Below are 18597 nucleotides of genomic sequence, written 5' to 3'. Positions count from 1 at the left end.
TGGTGCACCCGAGAGGATTCGAACCTCTGACCGCCCGGTTCGTAGCCGGGTACTCTATCCAGCTGAGCTACGGGTGCAATCTGAATGGCGGTGAGAGAGGGATTCGAACCCTCGATGCAGCTTTTGACCGCATACTCCCTTAGCAGGGGAGCGCCTTCAGCCTCTCGGCCATCTCACCATTGTTTCAGACCACACAACGATGATTGCCGTTTCCGTCATCTCGTCGTCGTGTGGCGCACATATTACTTTCCCCCACTGAGAAGTCAAACAATTTTTCCCAACTTTTTAAGATCTCACGATCGTTTGCACAATTACCGCGCACTATGTTGATTTTCACAACGATACGTGTGTTTTTACGGCAGCAGGATCCACATCCGCATAACACAGCAGTCCGGAAAAATTCCGGCAGCGGGCAGAGAAAGTGACAGAATGACGGGCGATTTTTGCAGGAAAAAAAGTGAGGAGCCGGGATAATAGCAGCAGGAAGAAAAGAAGAAGGCGCCCGTCGCGGTAACGAGCGCGCCTCACAACTTAATAGTTATTGTTATTGGGTTGAGATTTTTCAGCCTGGATCCGCTGGTAAATTTCTTCACGGTGAACAGAAACCTCTTTGGGGGCGTTGACACCAATTCGTACCTGGTTTCCTTTAACACCCAGTACAGTCACTGTTACCTCATCGCCTATCATGAGTGTTTCACCAACTCGACGAGTCAGAATAAGCATTCTTTGCTCCTTGAAATATTAAAAGAGTCGGGCCTCTGAGTTTACCCGCCATTATCCATCCAACACCGTGAAAGCGTATAGCAATGATTATTTGTAAACTATATGTAGTTTTAGACACATTGCAATATTTAGTGTAGTTAAAAATTGCGACCTAACGTTAGTGATACAAAGACCTTATCACCAATATCAGGAGCACGCCGGAGCGTGCTCCTGTTCAGATTTACTCAGACTACAGGTGAGATGCCACCCAGCTTTCAACGCTTGCCATAGCAGCAGGTAAAGCAGCGGTATCTGTCCCGCCGGCTTGTGCCATATCCGGGCGACCGCCCCCTTTACCGCCGATTTGTTCAGCAATAAAGGCAACCAGTTCGCCGGCTTTGACTTTGCCGGTCAGATCTTTTGTTACACCTGCAATGAGACTAACTTTATCATCACTGATAGTTGAAAGCACAATAATTCCAGAGCTTAATTGATTTTTTAGATCATCAACCATCGTCCGTAACATTTTAGGTTCAGCGTTAGTCAGTTGTTTCACCAGGAGTTTAACACCGTTCACTGAAACGGCATCTTTGGTCATGGAGGAACTTTCCTGCGCAGCCTGCTGTTCTTTGAGTTGCTGTAACTCTTTTTCCAGGATGCGGATTTTATCCAGCGCAGCTTTGACCTTTTCGCTCACACCGGCTTCATCACTTTTCACCAGCTGAGCCACCGAAGAGAGTGCATCAGACTGCTGATTCACGCTTTCCAGTGCGCCGGCTCCGGTGACCGCTTCAATACGGCGGATACCGGCCGCTGTGGCGGATTCACTGATAATACGGAACAGACCGATATCACCGGTACGTGCTGCGTGTGTACCGCCGCACAGCTCGGTTGAGAAGTCACCCATGCTCAGTACACGGACACGTTCATCGTATTTTTCACCGAACAGAGCCATCGCACCTTTGGCTTTCGCTTCTTCCAGATCCATCAGCTCAGTCACGACCGGCTCATTTTTACGGATTTCGGCGTTGACCAGGGCTTCCACTTCACGGATTTGTGCCGGTGTCATGGCTTCAAAATGAGAGAAGTCAAAACGCAGGTATTTATCGTTTACCAGTGAGCCCTTCTGTGACACATGCTCACCCAGAACCTGACGCAGCGCGGCATGCATCAGGTGCGTTGCCGAGTGGTTCAGACGGATAGCATTACGGCGCTCTTCGTCGATTTTCGCGGTAATTTTGTGGTTCACAGTCAGCTTGCCGCTGTCCACACGACCGGCATGGCCGATAGCCTGGCCGTATTTCTGTGTGTCCAGAACGCTGAACTGTGCATCGTTGCTTGACAGTACACCGGTATCACCGACCTGGCCGCCGGATTCCGCATAAAACGCGGTTTTATCCAGGATCACCAGACCTTCATCACCGGCATTCAGCTCAGTCACCGGCTGACCTTCTTTGTACAGTGCAACAATGGTTGCCGCCTGTTCATTGTGGTCATAACCGGAGAAGTCACTGCGCTTGTCCACTTTGATGAGACTGTTATAGTCCGCACCAAAACCGCTGTTTTCACGGGCACGGCGGCGCTGTTCTTCCATTGCCGCTTCAAAACCGGCTTCATCCACTTTCAGGTTGCGCTCACGGCAGACATCAGCGGTCAGATCCAGCGGGAAACCATAGGTGTCGTAAAGACGGAATGCCGCTTCACCGCTCAGGGTATCCCCGGTCAGTGAGGCTAATTCGTCATCCAGCAGTTGCAGGCCGCGTTCCAGTGTACGGGCAAACTGCTCTTCTTCTGACTTCAGCACTTTCTCCACCATCACACGCTGGCGGGCCAGTTCTTCACCGGCAGAGCCCATCACGTCGATCAGAGGCGCAACCAGTTTGTAGAAGAAGGTATCTTTCGCGCCCAGCATGTAACCATGACGGACAGCGCGGCGGATGATACGGCGCAGTACATAACCGCGGCCTTCGTTGGACGGAATAACGCCGTCGCAAATCAGGAAGGCACAGGAACGGATGTGGTCGGCGATCACGCGCAGTGATTTGCTGGTCAGATCGTCAGCACCGGTCACTTTCGCCACATCGGCAATCAGTTTGCGGAACAGGTCGATATCATAGTTAGAGTTTACGTGCTGCAGAACAGCGGTAATACGCTCCAGACCCATACCGGTATCAACGGATGGTTTCGGCAGCGGCTCTAATGTGCCGTCAGACTGACGGTTGAACTGCATAAAGACGATGTTCCAGATCTCGATGTAACGGTCGCCATCTTCTTCCGGTGATCCCGGAGGGCCGCCCCAGATGTGGTCACCGTGATCAAAGAAAATCTCAGTACACGGACCGCAAGGGCCGGTATCGCCCATTTGCCAGAAGTTGTCAGAGGCGTATTGGGCACCTTTGTTATCACCGATGCGGATAATGCGTTCAGCCGGAACACCGACTTCATCTTTCCAGATGTTGTACGCTTCATCATCTGTTGCATAAACAGTAACCCACAGCTTCTCTTTCGGCAGATTAAACCATTCTTTGCCGGTCAGCAGTTCCCACGCGAAATTGATGGCATCGTGCTTGAAGTAATCGCCGAAGCTGAAGTTACCCAGCATTTCGAAGAAAGTGTGGTGACGTGCAGTGTAGCCGACGTTTTCCAGGTCGTTGTGCTTACCGCCGGCACGGACACAGCGCTGCGCTGTGGTGGCGCGGGTGTAAGGACGTTTATCCAGACCGAGGAAAACATCTTTGAATTGGTTCATCCCTGCGTTAGTAAAAAGCAGCGTTGGGTCGTTGTTCGGAACCAGCGAACTGCTCTGGACAATCTGATGTCCTTTTGTATGGAAAAAGTCGAGAAACGCTTGACGGATCTCAGCGGTGCTTTTGCTCATATTTATCCCGAAATCAAGCTGAAATAATAAGATTTATGAATTGCGAAACAGACTGTGAAGCCGCTCCGATTCAACCTTCGGATCAATCAAGGCGGAGAGAAATTTAAGGGTTTCCCTTGAACATTAATTCCCAGATAAATCCATTCGCTGTACCCATTGTAAAGCGAATAAACTTTTTCTGAAAGTCTGTTCGTACAAACGGCGTTCATCCGGCCGGGAGAGGGGTTTCTGTATAAAGAACACGGTATGAGGAGCAGTGACAGGCTGTTATCCGCAGATAAAAAGAAAGCCGTACCCGTCACGGATACAGCTTTCAGAATAACTCAATGATTTTATTACTGTAAATCTTAAAATCAGTGTGTTTTTACGAATTAAAACTCTTCGTTACCCGCATCTTCCGTTTCACTTTCTTCGTTGAAACTTTCTGCTGCGGTACTGAATTCACCACTGTGATTCAGTAATAACTCACGTAATTTTTTATCCAGCTCATCCGCCATTTCCGGATGTTCTTTCAGGTAAATTGTGGCATTTGCCTTGCCCTGACCGATTTTTTCACCGTTGTAGCTGTACCATGCACCGGCTTTCTCAACCAGCTTATGTTTCACACCCAGGTCGATCAACTCGCCCATGGTGTTGATACCTTCGCCGTACATGATCTGGAATTCAGCCTGTTTGAACGGCGCAGCCACTTTGTTTTTCACCACTTTTACGCGGGTTTCGCTGCCGACCACTTCATCACCGTTTTTCACCGCACCGATACGGCGGATATCCAGACGGACAGAGGCATAGAATTTCAGCGCGTTACCACCGGTGGTGGTTTCCGGGTTACCGAACATCACACCAATCTTCATACGGATCTGGTTGATGAAAATCAGCAGGGTGTTGGAGTTTTTCAGGTTACCGGCCAGCTTACGCATTGCCTGGCTCATCATACGGGCTGCCAGACCCATGTGTGAATCACCGATTTCACCTTCAATTTCTGCTTTTGGTGTCAGCGCGGCCACGGAGTCAACAATGATGACATCAACCGCGCCGGAGCGGGTTAAAGCATCACAGATTTCCAGTGCCTGCTCACCGGTGTCCGGCTGGGAGCACAGCAGATTATCAATATCCACACCCAGTTTCTTGGCGTAGACCGGATCCAGTGCGTGTTCCGCATCAATAAACGCACACACACGACCCTGACGCTGTGCAGCTGCGATAACCTGTAATGTCAGTGTGGTTTTACCGGAAGATTCAGGCCCGTAGATTTCAACAATACGTCCCAGCGGCAGACCACCAGCACCCAGTGCAACGTCCAGTGCCAGAGAGCCGGTTGAGATAGTTTCCACATCCATGGAACGGTCTTCACCCAGACGCATGATCGAACCTTTACCGAACTGCTTCTCGATCTGACCTAAGGCTGCTGCCAGTGCTTTCTGTTTGTTCTCATCAATAGCCATGTAAACTCCCTTCTCAACCCCTGAGACGCCGCCCGGGTTATTAAAATGGTTTCAACTGAATCTGTTGAACTGATTATACTGTATAGTCATACAGTATCAAGTGATTTTTTCGTCAGAATTGCAATTAATCCGTCGAGCCCTTTCAGCACCGCCTGGCAGCGCACCGCATTGCGATCGCCCGGAAAACACCAGCAGCGGGCAGCGGTTTTTATGCCTGTTTCTTCCCGCCACGCCCAGCCGAACCAGACTGTGCCGACCGGCTTTTCATCACTGCCGCCGTCCGGTCCGGCAATGCCGCTGACAGAGACGGCTAAGTCCGCACCAGCAGTGTCCAGCGCCCCGGCAGCCATTTCCCGTACCACCGCCTCACTGACCGCACCGAAGGCGGACAATGACTGTTCTGATACGCCGATCATACTGTGTTTGGCATCATTACTGTAGGTGACAAACCCGCGCTGAAAATACGCTGAACTCCCGGCGATATCTGTGATCATCTTGGCAATCCACCCGCCGGTGCAGGATTCTGCCGTTGTGACACTCAGACCGGCCTCAAGGAGATAAGACCCCAGTTGCGTACTGCGCCGGGTCAGAGCCTGTTCATCATGCATCGGTCACTCCTGTTGTGAAATCTGTTTTTTGCGGCGGATATCCCAGAGCCATAATCCGCCGATTGCAATGGCAAACAGGCTGCCGAACGCCGCACCGATCACCACCACCGGCACACCGGCTTTGACGGCCAGGGAGTAGAGCCCCAGCATCAGAAGCATCGCGCCGTTCTCCCCCATATTCTGTACCGCGATGGCGTTCCCCGCCCCGACCGTCTCTTTACCGCGCTTTTGCAGCAGGGCATTGAGCGGCACCACAAACAGGCCGCCGAACACGCCAAGCATAATCAGTGTGATATTGGTCGGCACCACCGAGGTCTGGAAGGTGAAAATAATGACCATCACCCCGATCAGGATCCCGGCCGGCATACAGCGGCGCACCGTTTCCAGAGTGATAAAGCGGGCAGCCAGCCCCGCTCCCGCCACAATCCCGATAGCGACCATCGCGTTAAGGAGTGTCGGCATGGTCTGGCCGGTAATGCCCAGCGCCGCCGGAACCCACAATACCAGCATCAGCCGCAGTGTCACCCCCGCGCCCCAGAACAGACTGGTACCGGTCAGGGAAAAGCGGCTTTCCTGGTTTTTCCACAGCGATACCGCGGCACGGAAGAAAGTGACCACCATCGTGCGCGGATTGCGGCTCAGACCGGTTTTCGCCGGCGGCAGACGCGGAATATAGATGTTGGTCACCGCCGCCAGTGCGTACATCACCGTACATAAAATCAGTGCCATTGTAATATGGTAATCAGACAGAAAACCGCCGGTTACCGATCCCAGCAGAATAGCCACAATAGTCGACGCTTCAATCAGCCCGTTGGCTTTCACCAGTTGCTCACCGGTGGTCAGCTCACCGAGGATCCCGTATTTTGCCGGGGAGTAAGCCGCCGCCCCGACCCCGATCAGCCCGTATCCCAGAAACGGATCCGAGCCGAAACAGATCACGACCGCGCCGAACAGCTTACAGCCGTTCGACAGCAGCATCACCCGCCCTTTCGGGAAGCTGTCGGCAATCTGTCCGACAAACGGTGCCAGCACAATAAAGGTCAGCACAAACACCATCTGCAGCATCGGCTGGCTCCACTCGGGATAGTGCCGGGCGCTGAGCTGTGCAAGGATGGCGAACAGGATCGCGTTATCCGCAAATGCTGTAATAAACTGGGAAACCAGTACCGCTTTCATGCCTTTGTTCAGTAACGGGGCGGATGCTGTCATACCTGCGGCTCCTGTAATGCCTGTTGTTTCAGTGTGACAAAATCCGGTTTACCGCTGCCGAGCACCGGCAGTTGTCTGATATAGCGGATATCACGCGGAACCGCCAGTTCCGGCAGCCCTTTCGCTTTCGCTTCTGCCAGCAGTTGTGCGCGATCCAGTTCACTGTCCGTGGTAAACATCACCAGCGCTTCGCCGCGTTTTGCATCCGGTTTCGTCACCACGGCATGCAGTTTGTCCGGCGAAACACACTGTGCCAGTTGTTCAACGCTCTCCAGTGAGATCATTTCACCGGCCAGTTTGGCAAAGCGTTTCACCCGTCCGCGGATAGTGATAAATCCGTCTTTATCCATCGTGACGATATCACCGGTGTCATACCAGCCGATCTGAACCTCGCCCTGTATATTTTCTGCTGACGGCGGTTCAATCTGACCCGGTTTTTCGACCCGCAGATACCCTTTCATCACATTCGGGCCGCGCACCTGCAGCAACCCGCCGTTTTCAATTCCGGCAACCGGCAGCAACCGAGCTTCCATCCCCGGCACCAGCCGTCCGACTGTACCGGTACGGGCGGCCATCGGCACGTTAATGGAGATCACCGGCGCACACTCTGTCACCCCGTAACCTTCCAGGATGCGCAGACCGAATTTATCCTGCCAGACCTGTTTGGTGCCTTCCGCCAGCTTTTCCGCACCGGCCACTGCATAGCGGACACGGGCAAAATCATACGGATGAGCAAAACGGGCATAGTTGGCAAGGAAGGTGGATGTCCCGAAAATAACGGTACAGTTCTGGTCATATGTCAGCTCCGGCACCATGCGATAATGCAGCGGGCTCGGATAGAGGAAAATCCGGCTGCCGCACAGCAGCGGTGTGAGCAGTCCGGCGGTCAGCCCGAACGCGTGAAACAGCGGCAGAGCGGACATAAAGCGGTCTTTCGGCGTAAAATCCGCAACCGTTTTAATCTGCTCCACGTTCGCCAGCAAGGAGTCGTGGCTGTGTACCACGCCTTTTGGTGTACCTTCCGAGCCGGAGGTAAAAAGAATAACCGCATCATCTTCCGGTTTTTGCGGCAGCAGTGCCGCCTGCGGTGTGACCAGGTGACGCATCACCCACAGTTTATCCTTCAGGGTAACGGATGCTTTCGCCTCTTCCAGATAGACCCAGTTGGCTTCTGTCAGTTGTTCCGGCAAATGTGTCAGTTTGCCCTTTTCCAGAAACTGGCGCGAGGTGATGATGGTCGTGATCCCCGCCGCTTTCATCGCATTACGCAGCCCGGCAACACCCGCTGTGTAGTTAAGCAGTGCCGGAATACGGCGGCGCATGGAGGCACCGAGGATCGCCGCGCCCATCACGGTGGCATTCGGCAGCAGGAAGCCGGTGCGCTCCCCCTCTTTGGTGTAGTGGCTGATAATGCAGCTCAGTCCGAGGGATTTTTTCAGCAGCCCCTGATAACTGTCCTCGCTGAAATTGATGTCATCAATGATCCGCTGGAAACGGCCGTAACGTTTTACCGCACCGAGAAACGCCTGCGGCAGTGTCAGTGACGGGCGGCACGTCATGCGTGCGTCCATCATAATGTCGCGCAGATGTTCCCCCGCCAGACGGCGGCGCTCTGCGGCACGGGGTGCCTCCGGCATCGGAATGGTTTCCGGCGGCAAAACATGAATGGTGATGGCCGGGAAAAAGTGACTTTTAATCACTTTCCGCATCCGGCTGAAATACGTCAGTTCCGCGCCGTCTATCCGCACCGGGATCACTTTTGCACCGGTTTTGGCGGCAATAAAGGCAGCGCCGTCGTAGATCTTCATCAGAGAATCGGTGATCGTCACCCGTCCTTCCGGGAAGATCACTATCTGACGCCCTTTTTCCACTTCGCGGATCAGATGCCGTAATGCCAGCGGATTACGCGGATCCACCGGAATAATGTCGGCAATGGGTTTTAAACAGCGGATGAAAAACGGCGTGGCATAATTGGTGTACATCGCGAACACCGGCCGGGTCGGCAGGAATAACCCCAGCAGAACACCATCAATAAAAGAGGCATGGTTCGGGGTGATAACACTTCGCGGTTGATTAAGATTACTCAGGTCACCTGTAACACGAATGCGGAATAATCCGCGGAGCAGTGCACGTAACACATTCATCAACATACTGAATTCCCTGTGTATTTATTATTCCGCCAATCGGTTCGGCGGGCAGACGCTTTAATAATAACACAGCGGATTGATTAACCAACTGACAGAGCGGTACGGAATTACCTTTATTCGATTTGTGTCACTGTTCACAATAATACAGCAGCAGACGCTATACTGCGGCGTGGATCCGTGTGCAGATCTGACTGATAAGCTCCGGTACCGGGCAGGTGGCATCCACCACGATATCCGCGCATTCCAGATAAAGCGGCTCGCGTTTGCTCAGCACTTCTGCCATCTCCTCCACAATGCATTTGCCGGTCAGGCTCGGGCGCTGATGGGCCTGAGGGGTGTGTGACAACCGTTCCGCCAGGGTTTCGGCACTGGCGCGCAGATACACCACTTTGCCGGAAGATTGCATAAACGCCCGGTTTTCCGGTGCCATCACAATACCGCCGCCGGTGGAGACCAGACGATGCGGCTTACTGACCTGACGCAGCACATCACTTTCCAGCTCACGGAAACTGCGCCAGCCCGATTGTTCCACCAGTTGTGAGATAGACATCCGGCACTGTTCTGTCACACAGGCATCGGTGTCAATAAAATCGTACAGTAATGCCTGCGCCAGTGGTTTACCCACCGTGGTTTTGCCAGCCCCGCGGGCGCCGATAAGATAAATAATCGGTTTCTCATCCTGATGATTCATACTATCCGCTTTCTCCGCAGGTGTTCATAATATTTTACATAAGTGTAAATTAAGATGGCCTATCATAGCGTACTCAGATAAAAAGCTAAAGCGCGATCCGCAGAACGCGGCTGTCATCTGACAAAAAACGTCCTGCGGATGCATAACGACCTGTTTATGAACGGATCGTATGGTCACCGACTCCGATCCACTTATAGGTGGTCAGTGCCGTCAGCCCCATCGGGCCCCGGGCATGCAGTTTCTGAGTGCTGACCGCAACTTCCGCACCCAGTCCGAACTGACCGCCGTCAGTGAAACGGGTGCTGGCATTAACATATACCGCTGATGAATCAATATTTGACACGAAATAATCAGCCTGAGACATGGATTGCGTCAGAATCGATTCTGAGTGCTCAGTGCCGTAATGGCGGATATGCTCAATCGCGCCATCAATGTCCTTCACAATCACCACATTCAGATCAAGTGACAGCCATTCATCTGACAGTTGTGCCTCGGTTACGGCTTCCGTCTTTGCCGGGCCGTTTTGCAGCAGCGCCAGCGCGGCAGGATCCGCATGCAGGGTGACATTATCCGCCGCCATGTGATCACTCAGCAGCGGCAGAAATTCCGCAGCCACTTTTTCATGCACCAGCAGCGTTTCCACCGCATTACAGACTCCCGGACGCTGTACCTTCGCATTGCGGATAACCGGCAGCGCTTTATGCAGATCCGCCGTTTCATCGACAAAAATATGACACACGCCGATACCGCCGGTGATCACCGGAATCGTGGACTGCTCACGGCATAAGCGGTGCAGACCGGCGCCGCCGCGCGGGATCAGAATATCCACATAACGATCCATCTTCAGCAGTTCATTGACCAGCGCACGATCCGGGTTATCAATCGCCTGAATCGCCGCCTGCGGCAGACCGCACTCGCTGAGTGCCTGCTGAATCACACTGACCATCGCCACATTGGTATTGTGTGTCTCTTTACCGCCGCGCAGGATCACCGCGTTACCGGTTTTCAGGCACAGCGAGGCAACATCCACCGTCACATTCGGGCGGGCTTCATAAATCACACCAACCACACCGAGCGGGACACGGCGGCGCTCAAGACGCAGACCACTTTCCAGCACACCGCCGTCGATCACTTCCCCGACCGGATCCGCCAGTTGACACACTTTGCGTACGTCAGCAGCAATACTTTCCAGACGCGCCTGAGTCAGCAGCAGGCGATCAAGCAGTGCCTCTGACGAGCCCTGCTCCCGGGCTTTGGCAATATCGAGTTCATTGGCAGCAAGGATCGGCGCACTGTTCTGTTCCAGCAGATCGGCAATACGGATCAGTGCCTGATTTTTCTGTTTCCCGGACAACTGAGCCAGTGCCCGGGAGGCGGCTTTCGCCGCTTTACCTGTTTGTTCTAACATATGCTGATATCCTTAACTGACAATCATATCGTCGCGGTGGACGGCCACTGCGCCGTATTCGTAACCTAAAATCGTGCTGATTTCCTGTGACTGCCGTCCGGCAATCAGGCGCAGCGCATCGCTGTTATACCGGCAGACACCGTGTGCCAGATCGCGTCCGCTCAGGGTGCGGATACGGACAACCTCACCACGGGAGAAATTACCGTTAACAGTACGGATCCCGCTCGGCAGCAGGGAACTGCCTTTCTCTTTCAGTGCCTTCTCCGCGCCGTCATCCACAATGATCTCACCGGCAGGCGGTGCCCCGAAGATCCACTGCTTACGCGCTTCCATCGGCGCTTTTTTCCCGAAGAAACGGGTGCCGACCGGAATATCATCAATCACATCACAAATCACCCCGGCGCGATCACCGGCAGCAATAATGACATCAATCCCCGCACGGCCTGCGACAGTTGCGGCCTGGAGTTTGGTGGCCATTCCGCCGGTACCCAGTCCGGAGACACTGTCGCCCGCGACACTGCGCAGCTCATCACTGATATCATGCACTTCAGAAATCAGGGTGGCATCCGGGTTGCTGCGCGGATCAGCAGTATACAGCCCTTCAATATCGGTCAGCAGCAGAAGCTTATCCGCCCCGCCGAGGATCGCTGCCAGCGCGGAGAGGTTATCGTTATCCCCGACTTTAATTTCCGCTGTGGCGACCGCATCATTTTCATTGATGACCGGCACGATACCGTTATCCAGCAGTGCGGTCAGGGTGTCACGGGCATTCAGGAAACGCTCGCGATCTTCCATATCCGCCCGGGTCAGCAGCATCTGACCGATATGGATACCGTAAATAGAAAACAGGCGCTCCCATAACTGGATCAGGCGGCTCTGACCGACCGCAGCCAGTAACTGTTTGGACGCAATGGTGGCGGGGAGTCCGGGGTAACCGAGGTGCTCACGCCCGGCGGCAATCGCCCCGGAGGTCACAATAATAATACGGTGTCCTTTTTCATACTGCTGCGCACACTGCCGGACCAGTTCAACAATCCTGGCCTGATTTAAATGTCGTGATCCGCCGGTCAGCACACTTGTGCCCAGTTTGACAACCAGCGTTTGGCTGCTATTCATTGTGTTCTACCATTCATTTTGCGGGATAAGAAAAGATGACCTGTTTTAACAGGTGATGCGCGTCATGCCAACGGGCACAACGCAAAACCGGACATTAATCCGGCTGCTTTCCGGGGGGCGGTGATACCGGTGACGGGGTCAGGGACAGATCCAGTTCCTGAAGAACGGCCTGTAAGCGGGGATAAAAATCAGTCAGGGTTTTACTGACCGCATCACGGGTCTCTTTGTCAGACAGAGATTTTTCCTGCCAGAGCCCTTTTTTATCAAATACCCCGGTATGGTATTCAGAGACAAACCCGGTTTCCTGCGGGATCAGTGTCAGCCACCAGCCAAAAAACTCACGTTTTTCCGGCGCGACCCCCGCATTCACACACACCGCCAGGCAGTCAAAAAAATAGTGACCCTCCTGACACTGCGGCTCACGGATATACGGACCCAATGCAGTGAAACATCGCAGCAACCTGCCGCGTGTGTAATCTGAAACCAGTGCCATCATTAAGCCTCCTTTCAGCGAAGGCTTAGTTGTAGCAAACAGACAGGAATTATCAATGACTTTTATGCTGTTCAGGATAAAATTCTGGTGAGCCAGCGGGTAGCCTCATCCAGCGATTTGTGGAAAGTGTCAAAAACCGGGGTATGGCCGAATTCCAGCAGCTTACCGTCAGCGCTGGAGCGGACAATCAGCTCCGATTCACTTTTCGGGCTGAATACATCCTCTTTCCAGCACATGCTCAGCACCGGCAGTGAACAGCGGCGGCCGAGCAGCCCCTGATTTTTCAGGGACAGACAGCCGAGCCGGGTGCGGACAGTATCAAGATCAGTACAACGTGCCGCCGCACGGCTGGCCAGCACATCCATATACATGCCGGGAATCTTATCCTGCCGCTGCGGGCTGACAAACAGATCATGCACCACCGGCCCGAACAGGACGGCTCCCCGCAGCTGATGTGCGGACAGATATGCCATACGCATCGCGACATTGGCACCGAAACGCAGACCCATCACCGCCACACGGGTGTGGTCAATCCACGGCACATTGCGCAGCTGATCCAGCACCTGCTGGTGCATCAGACTGCTTTCCTGGCCTAAGGTCTGTTTTGAGGAGTAACCGATTGACGGCATATCCAGCGTCAGCAGTGCAATTCCCTGCGGTGCCAGATAGTCACGGAAGTAGCGGCAGTAATCACTTTGCAGATTATCCAGACTGCCGCACATCATCACCACCGGAAACGCACTGCCTTTCCCCGGCGGGAGATGCAGGAAAGCGCAGATGTTTCCGCCGCTCTCCATTTTGAATTCAATTTTTTTCAGTTCATATGCGGCAAACCGGGCGGAGTTTTCATACGCCTGATTTGCCAGAACGGTAGCCTGATCCGCCAGCTCATCCCCTTTTAAATGAGGATATCCCGCAATACTGTACAGATTTGCGGCAAGCAGCCAGGCTTCACAGGCTTTTTCGCCGGATTCAAATTCCAGCGCTTTGCGCTGCCACAACATCGCCTGCTGAGACCATTCATAAGCCCAGTTACCGCGGCGGTAGCCGATCACCGTATCCAGCAGTGCATCATCACTGCGGGGGGCATCAGATGCCGCTATCCGGCTGAGAACCTCTTCGGTTTCCAGCGGCGGGATCCCCCGCCAGGCCCACATTAAGCGGTTAATCATGCGATACCAGCCCGGATGTGTACATCCGCTCAGGACGCTGCCCTTGACTTCCTTCATCCCGGAACGGGTAAAGTTCACCAGTGCGGATGTCTCAGGGTGCTTGATTTTCGGCTTAAACAGTTTCTCTGACAGGTTCTGTTGTGTCATGGCATTCGCTTACTGATCGCAGATTGGTTTAACAAAACTGACGGTCATATCCCACGGCTGTTCGATCCAGGTATCCTGCGGGATATCAACCACATAATCGTCAACCAGCGGACGTCCGGCCGGTTTGGCAAAAATAGTGACGAAATGCGCTTTCGGATACATATCGCGGATCATCTGAGCAGTACCGCCGGTGTCCACCAGATCATCAACAATGATAAACCCTTCGCCATCACCGTCGGCTTTTTTCAGGACTTTCATATCGCGCTGATGGTCATGATCATAGCTGGAAATGCAGACAGTATCCACATGACGGATACCCAGTTCACGAGCGAGTAAAGCACCCGGCACCAGACCACCGCGGCTTACGGCGATGATGCCTTTCCATTGTTCGGTTGGCATTAAACGCTGTGCCAGTTTACGGGCATGCATTTGCAACATATCCCACGTTACGACGTATTTTTCGCTCATATCAGATTGATCCCGGCTTGATGATTTACAGAAAAGAGTCTTTTTTGCGGAAAAAAGGTTGCGCGAGATTATAGTGACTTGAGCCGCCAAAGACCAGAGTATCTGACAAATTCATCATAATTCCCTGTTATGACACACGCACTTTGCGTAAGAATTTGCTATTCTCCGGACATCGGATATTCGCGACCGCTCATTTTAAACAGCGTTACCGGCCGCCTTCGGGTATCCTCCCCCTAATAATGAAAAATGCAGTAACAGGAGATCGAACGTGTCTGAACTATCACAATTATTTCCGCAGCCGCTGTGGGATATTTTTGCCAAAATCTGCTCTATTCCTCATCCGTCCTACCACGAAGAGCAACTGGCTGCACATATTATTGAATGGGCAAAAGAAAAGGAATTCCACGTTGAACGCGACAGCGTCGGTAATATCCTGATCCGCAAACCGGCCAGCAAAGGCCTGGAAAACCGCAAAGCGGTCGTTCTGCAGGCGCACCTGGATATGGTGCCGCAGAAAAATAATGATACAGCACACGATTTCGAAAAAGATCCGATTCAGCCGTACATCGACGGCGACTGGGTAACCGCGAAAGGCACCACATTAGGTGCAGATAACGGCATCGGTATGGCTTCCGCGCTGGCAGTACTGGCTGATGACTCAGTCAAACACGGGCCACTGGAAGTCCTGCTGACCATGACAGAAGAAGCCGGGATGGACGGCGCATTCGGTCTTCAGCCGGGCTGGTTACAGGCTGATATCCTGATCAATACCGACTCCGAAGAAGAAGGTGAAATCTATATGGGTTGTGCGGGCGGTATTGATGTCACCACAACACTCGCACTGAGCCGCGAAGCCGTTCCGGCCGGTTACAGCATCTTCACCCTGACGCTTAAAGGTCTCAAAGGCGGCCACTCCGGCGGTGATATTCATCTGGGCCTCGGCAATGCCAACAAATTACTGGCCCGTTTCCTGGCCGGTCACGCCGCAGAACTCGGCGCGCGTCTGGTTGATTTTCAGGGCGGCACACTGCGCAACGCGATTCCGCGCGAAGGCCATATCACCCTGGCAGTACCGGCAGATAAAGCCGCACAGCTGAAATCGCTGGCACAGACCTTTGAAGCGCTGCTCAGAGAAGAACTGGCGCAGAAAGAGAAAAACCCGGTTGTCACCCTGGAAGCAGCAACCGCCGCTCAGGGCGTACTGACCGCCGATGTGCAGTCCCGTTTTATCAATATGCTCAATGTAATGCCGAACGGTGTGATCCGCATGAGTGACGTGGTTCCGGGCGTGGTCGAAACCTCACTGAACGTGGGTGTGGTAAAAATGAGTGATGACCGTGTGCAGATTATCTGTCTGGTGCGTTCTCTGATTGAATCCGGCAAATCCTCTGTGGTCAGCATGCTGACCTCGCTGGCGGCACTGTCCGGTGCGGATATTGTTGCCGAAGGCGGCTATCCGGGCTGGCAGCCGGATGCAGACTCTCCGGTCATGCATCTGGTCAGTGAAACCTATCAGCAGCTGTTTGATAAAACCCCGAATATCATGGTGATCCACGCCGGTCTTGAGTGCGGTTTATTCAAAAAACCGTATCCGGACATGGACATGGTCTCCATCGGGCCGACCATCACCGGTGCTCACTCGCCGGATGAACAAGTGCATATCAAGAGTGTCGGACAGTACTGGCAGTTACTGACCGCTATCTTAAAAGCGATCCCTGAGAAAGCGTAACTGCTTTATTCAGTTCAGCGGCGGGATAACATTGTCCCGCCGTTTTTGTTTCCGCCTCAGAACCCGAGCAGCAACTGCCGCTCAAGCTGCGGATCCCGCAGTGTCACATGCAGTCCCACCAGCCGCACGCCGCGCCCTTCCCGGCGGTTCTCCCAGGCCAGTTCTGCCGTTTTCAGTAAATCCGCTTTATCCAGCACCTGATGGACATGTTCCTGTGTGGTCTGCTGAAAATCCGCAAACTTCAGTTTAATTCCCTGACGGGCGATCCGCAGATCCGGTGACACCTTTGTCAGACGGCGCTCCAGCTCCGGAAACAGCTCATCAATAATCGTCTGACACTCATCCCACGATGCGATATCTTCCGCCAGTGTCCGTTCGACACCGACAGATTTGCGTTCCCTGTCCGGACAAACCGGCCGCTCATCGGTACCGTGACTGCGCTGCCAGATGATCTGCCCGAATTTTCCGAACTGTTTCAGCAGCGATATCTGATCATAATTCTGCACATCCCGGCAGGTCTCCAGTCCGAGTTCAGCCAGACGCTTTGCCGTCACCTTTCCCACACCGGGGATTTTACGCAGCGGCAGTGACAGCACAAAATCCGTCACCTGCTCCGGCGTGATAATGTACTGCCCGTCGGGTTTATTCAGATCAGACGCGATTTTGGCAAGGAATTTTACCGGTGCCACCCCGGCAGAGGCGGTCAGCCCCAGTTCGGTAAAAATGGTTTTACGGATCTCTTCCGCCATCAGTGTGGCAGAGCCCCGGCACTGCGGGCTGTCCGTCACATCAAGATAAGCTTCATCCAGTGACAGCGGCTCAATCAGTGAAGTATAACGGGCGAAAATCGCATGCAGATGGCGGGAGGTGGTTTTATACAGCTCCATCCGTCCGGGGATCACTTTCAGATGCGGACACAGCAGCAATGCTTTTGCCGTTGACATCGCGCTGTGTACCCCGAAACGCCGCGCCGGATAATTGGCGGTCGCAATCACACCGCGCCGGTCGGAACTGCCGCCGATAGCCAGCGGAATATCGCGCAGACGGGGATCATCACGCATTTCAATCGCCGCATAAAAGCAATCCATATCAATATGAATGATTTTACGCATCCGCCTCTCCTGCTTACTAATAACACTGTTTAAATATACAGTTAAAATCAATACAATTCAAATCGGTTAATTTGCTTATTATTCACCGAGTCAATCGGTGGGCTGAAATTTGCAAGTTTGTGCTTTTTTTCTGTGATTACATCCGGTTGTCATGTTACTTCGCTACAACAGCGTGACATCACACCTGATCTCTTTCTTTTTGACGGACGGATTATGAAAAAAATACTTTCAGCCCTTTTCCTGAGTGGCATTGTTATGACAGCCCATGCAGCACCGCAAATTATTGCCCATCGCGCCGCCACGGCGGATGCCCCTGAAAATACCCTTTATGCCATCGATAAGGCGCTGAGTAACAAAGCCGATGCCGTCTGGATCACGCTTCAGTTATCAAAAGACAACCAGGTGGTGTTATACCGTCCGTCTGATCTGAAATCCCTGACCGACAAAACCGGTCCGGTTTCCGGTTACAGCGTGGCAGAACTGGCACAAACCGATGCAGCCCGTGATTATAATCAGAAAAATAAAACCCATATCAAAGCCTCTGTTCCGGCACTGGATACCGTCCTGAGCCGTTATCCGGATACCTTTTTCTACCTCGATATCAAATCTCCGGATGCCTCACCGGCAGTTTTCGCACAACAGCTGGATTCAGTACTGACCCGCCATAAAGCCAAAAACCGGGTTCGTGTCTATTCAACCGGCCAGGATTATCTGGCTGCTCTGCCATCATCAATCCCCGTATTTGAAAGCCGTGATACCACCCGTAACGCACTGGCCGGCAGCTTGATCAGACACACCTGTGACCTGGAAGATAATCCGCAGCCACGCTGGTATGGCTTTGAACTGCACCGTAACGTGGATGTGGTTGAAACCTTCACACTGGGTGAAGCACGCTCTCCGGTTGTGCTGACCTGGGATAAAACCGCAATGGACTGTTTTCGTAAAAATAATCAAAACCATGTTGTTCTGTTCGGTATAAAAACACCCGCTGATTTACAGCTGGCAACAGAATTGGGCGCAGATGGCGTGATGGTCGATTCCCTGCTCAATATAAAAATAAAATAATTAATCAAGGTATTATTACTTACTAATTTTACCAGCCTGAAAAATAAGAGTGAGATTTAACAGATGATGAATGTCACTCTTATTTAATACTTTTTGCCTCTTCCTGCAATTTACCCGGTAATCTTTACATAATATTTTATAATCTCACCAAACCTAATTAATTATAGTAATTTATTTATCAGGCCACTTTTGTTATAACTATAAGAAACA

Annotated in this window: 15 protein-coding genes and 2 tRNA genes; 2 read left to right on the top strand and 15 right to left on the bottom strand. The window is 52.8% G+C overall.

Annotation, left to right across the window (positions count from 1 at the left end; translation table 11 throughout):
• The 14 genes from AB7038_RS16655 to gpt all read right to left on the bottom strand — a co-directional run bounded on the left by AB7038_RS16655 (position 1) and on the right by gpt (position 14481).
• Positions 1 to 77 (bottom strand) — tRNA-Arg (locus tag AB7038_RS16655).
• 8 nt (positions 78 to 85) lie between these two features.
• Positions 86 to 178 (bottom strand) — tRNA-Ser (locus AB7038_RS16650).
• Positions 179 to 531: 353 nt separating this feature from the next.
• Positions 532 to 723, bottom strand: a complete 192-nt coding sequence (gene csrA, locus AB7038_RS16645; RefSeq protein ID WP_004237871.1) for a carbon storage regulator CsrA — start codon at positions 721 to 723, stop codon at positions 532 to 534.
• Positions 724 to 952: 229 nt separating this feature from the next.
• Positions 953 to 3580 (bottom strand): alanine--tRNA ligase, encoded by a 2628-nt coding sequence (gene alaS, locus AB7038_RS16640; RefSeq protein WP_368890148.1) that lies wholly within the window; start codon positions 3578 to 3580, stop codon positions 953 to 955.
• A gap of 371 nt (positions 3581 to 3951) precedes the next feature.
• Positions 3952 to 5022, bottom strand: a complete 1071-nt coding sequence (gene recA / locus AB7038_RS16635) for a recombinase RecA (protein WP_004237869.1) — start codon at positions 5020 to 5022, stop codon at positions 3952 to 3954.
• Between the two features lie 86 nt (positions 5023 to 5108).
• Complete coding sequence (gene pncC, locus AB7038_RS16630; protein ID WP_368890149.1) at positions 5109 to 5630, bottom strand: nicotinamide-nucleotide amidase; 522 nt, start codon at positions 5628 to 5630, stop codon at positions 5109 to 5111.
• 3 nt (positions 5631 to 5633) lie between these two features.
• A complete protein-coding gene (gene lplT / locus AB7038_RS16625; protein WP_072871849.1) occupies positions 5634 to 6839 on the bottom strand; it encodes a lysophospholipid transporter LplT in 1206 nt (401 codons plus the stop codon).
• Complete coding sequence (gene aas / locus AB7038_RS16620; RefSeq protein WP_369453672.1) at positions 6836 to 8989, bottom strand: bifunctional acyl-ACP--phospholipid O-acyltransferase/long-chain-fatty-acid--ACP ligase; 2154 nt, start codon at positions 8987 to 8989, stop codon at positions 6836 to 6838. Before aas ends, lplT begins: the two co-directional genes overlap by 4 nt.
• A 154-nt stretch (positions 8990 to 9143) precedes the next feature.
• Complete coding sequence (gene aroL, locus AB7038_RS16615; protein ID WP_024472634.1) at positions 9144 to 9677, bottom strand: shikimate kinase AroL; 534 nt, start codon at positions 9675 to 9677, stop codon at positions 9144 to 9146.
• Between the two features lie 154 nt (positions 9678 to 9831).
• Complete coding sequence (gene proA / locus AB7038_RS16610; protein ID WP_072871851.1) at positions 9832 to 11085, bottom strand: glutamate-5-semialdehyde dehydrogenase; 1254 nt, start codon at positions 11083 to 11085, stop codon at positions 9832 to 9834.
• A 12-nt stretch (positions 11086 to 11097) separates the two neighbouring features.
• Positions 11098 to 12201, bottom strand: a complete 1104-nt coding sequence (gene proB, locus AB7038_RS16605; protein ID WP_368890151.1) for a glutamate 5-kinase — start codon at positions 12199 to 12201, stop codon at positions 11098 to 11100.
• Positions 12202 to 12295: 94 nt separating this feature from the next.
• Positions 12296 to 12697, bottom strand: a complete 402-nt coding sequence (gene crl, locus AB7038_RS16600; RefSeq protein ID WP_081371548.1) for a sigma factor-binding protein Crl — start codon at positions 12695 to 12697, stop codon at positions 12296 to 12298.
• Between the two features lie 68 nt (positions 12698 to 12765).
• Positions 12766 to 14013 (bottom strand): esterase FrsA, encoded by a 1248-nt coding sequence (gene frsA / locus AB7038_RS16595; RefSeq protein ID WP_368890152.1) that lies wholly within the window; start codon positions 14011 to 14013, stop codon positions 12766 to 12768.
• A 9-nt stretch (positions 14014 to 14022) separates the two neighbouring features.
• The gene (gene gpt / locus AB7038_RS16590) at positions 14023 to 14481 is read right to left on the bottom strand and encodes a xanthine phosphoribosyltransferase (RefSeq protein WP_024472638.1); all 459 of its coding nucleotides are present in this window, start codon (positions 14479 to 14481) and stop codon (positions 14023 to 14025) included.
• 268 nt (positions 14482 to 14749) lie between these two features.
• Here gpt and pepD point away from each other — a divergent pair, with 268 nt between their 5' ends.
• Positions 14750 to 16210: a beta-Ala-His dipeptidase gene (gene pepD / locus AB7038_RS16585; protein ID WP_369453671.1), complete on the top strand. Its 1461-nt coding sequence runs from the start codon at positions 14750 to 14752 to the stop codon at positions 16208 to 16210.
• A gap of 56 nt (positions 16211 to 16266) precedes the next feature.
• Here the strand turns inward: pepD and dinB are convergent, their stop codons facing one another.
• Positions 16267 to 17322 (bottom strand): DNA polymerase IV, encoded by a 1056-nt coding sequence (dinB, locus tag AB7038_RS16580; RefSeq protein WP_369453670.1) that lies wholly within the window; start codon positions 17320 to 17322, stop codon positions 16267 to 16269.
• 213 nt (positions 17323 to 17535) lie between these two features.
• Between dinB and AB7038_RS16575 the strand changes: the two genes are divergently transcribed.
• Positions 17536 to 18387, top strand: a complete 852-nt coding sequence (locus AB7038_RS16575; protein ID WP_368890155.1) for a glycerophosphodiester phosphodiesterase family protein — start codon at positions 17536 to 17538, stop codon at positions 18385 to 18387.
• The last annotated feature ends 210 nt before the right edge of the window (positions 18388 to 18597 follow it).

It is taken from the genome of Morganella morganii (assembly GCF_041099235.1).
GTDB classification, from domain to species: Bacteria; Pseudomonadota; Gammaproteobacteria; order Enterobacterales; family Enterobacteriaceae; genus Morganella; species Morganella morganii_E.
Note: the sequence above shows the minus strand (reverse complement) of the source record. Positions and strands in the feature narration are given on the sequence as shown.

Bases quoted from the DNA above. Each gene is read 5' to 3' on its own strand.
- csrA (WP_004237871.1), bottom strand. From the start codon at position 723: ATGCTTATTCTGACTCGTCGAGTTGGTGAAACACTCATGATAGGCGAT.
- alaS (WP_368890148.1), bottom strand. From the start codon at position 3,580: ATGAGCAAAAGCACCGCTGAGATCCGTCAAGCGTTTCTCGACTTTTTC.
- recA (WP_004237869.1), bottom strand. From the start codon at position 5,022: ATGGCTATTGATGAGAACAAACAGAAAGCACTGGCAGCAGCCTTAGGT.
- pncC (WP_368890149.1), bottom strand. From the start codon at position 5,630: ATGCATGATGAACAGGCTCTGACCCGGCGCAGTACGCAACTGGGGTCT.
- lplT (WP_072871849.1), bottom strand. From the start codon at position 6,839: ATGACAGCATCCGCCCCGTTACTGAACAAAGGCATGAAAGCGGTACTG.
- aas (WP_369453672.1), bottom strand. From the start codon at position 8,989: ATGTTGATGAATGTGTTACGTGCACTGCTCCGCGGATTATTCCGCATT.
- aroL (WP_024472634.1), bottom strand. From the start codon at position 9,677: ATGAATCATCAGGATGAGAAACCGATTATTTATCTTATCGGCGCCCGC.
- proA (WP_072871851.1), bottom strand. From the start codon at position 11,085: ATGTTAGAACAAACAGGTAAAGCGGCGAAAGCCGCCTCCCGGGCACTG.
- proB (WP_368890151.1), bottom strand. From the start codon at position 12,201: ATGAATAGCAGCCAAACGCTGGTTGTCAAACTGGGCACAAGTGTGCTG.
- crl (WP_081371548.1), bottom strand. From the start codon at position 12,697: ATGATGGCACTGGTTTCAGATTACACACGCGGCAGGTTGCTGCGATGT.
- frsA (WP_368890152.1), bottom strand. From the start codon at position 14,013: ATGACACAACAGAACCTGTCAGAGAAACTGTTTAAGCCGAAAATCAAG.
- gpt (WP_024472638.1), bottom strand. From the start codon at position 14,481: ATGAGCGAAAAATACGTCGTAACGTGGGATATGTTGCAAATGCATGCC.
- dinB (WP_369453670.1), bottom strand. From the start codon at position 17,322: ATGCGTAAAATCATTCATATTGATATGGATTGCTTTTATGCGGCGATT.
- AB7038_RS16575 (WP_368890155.1), top strand. From the start codon at position 17,536: ATGAAAAAAATACTTTCAGCCCTTTTCCTGAGTGGCATTGTTATGACA.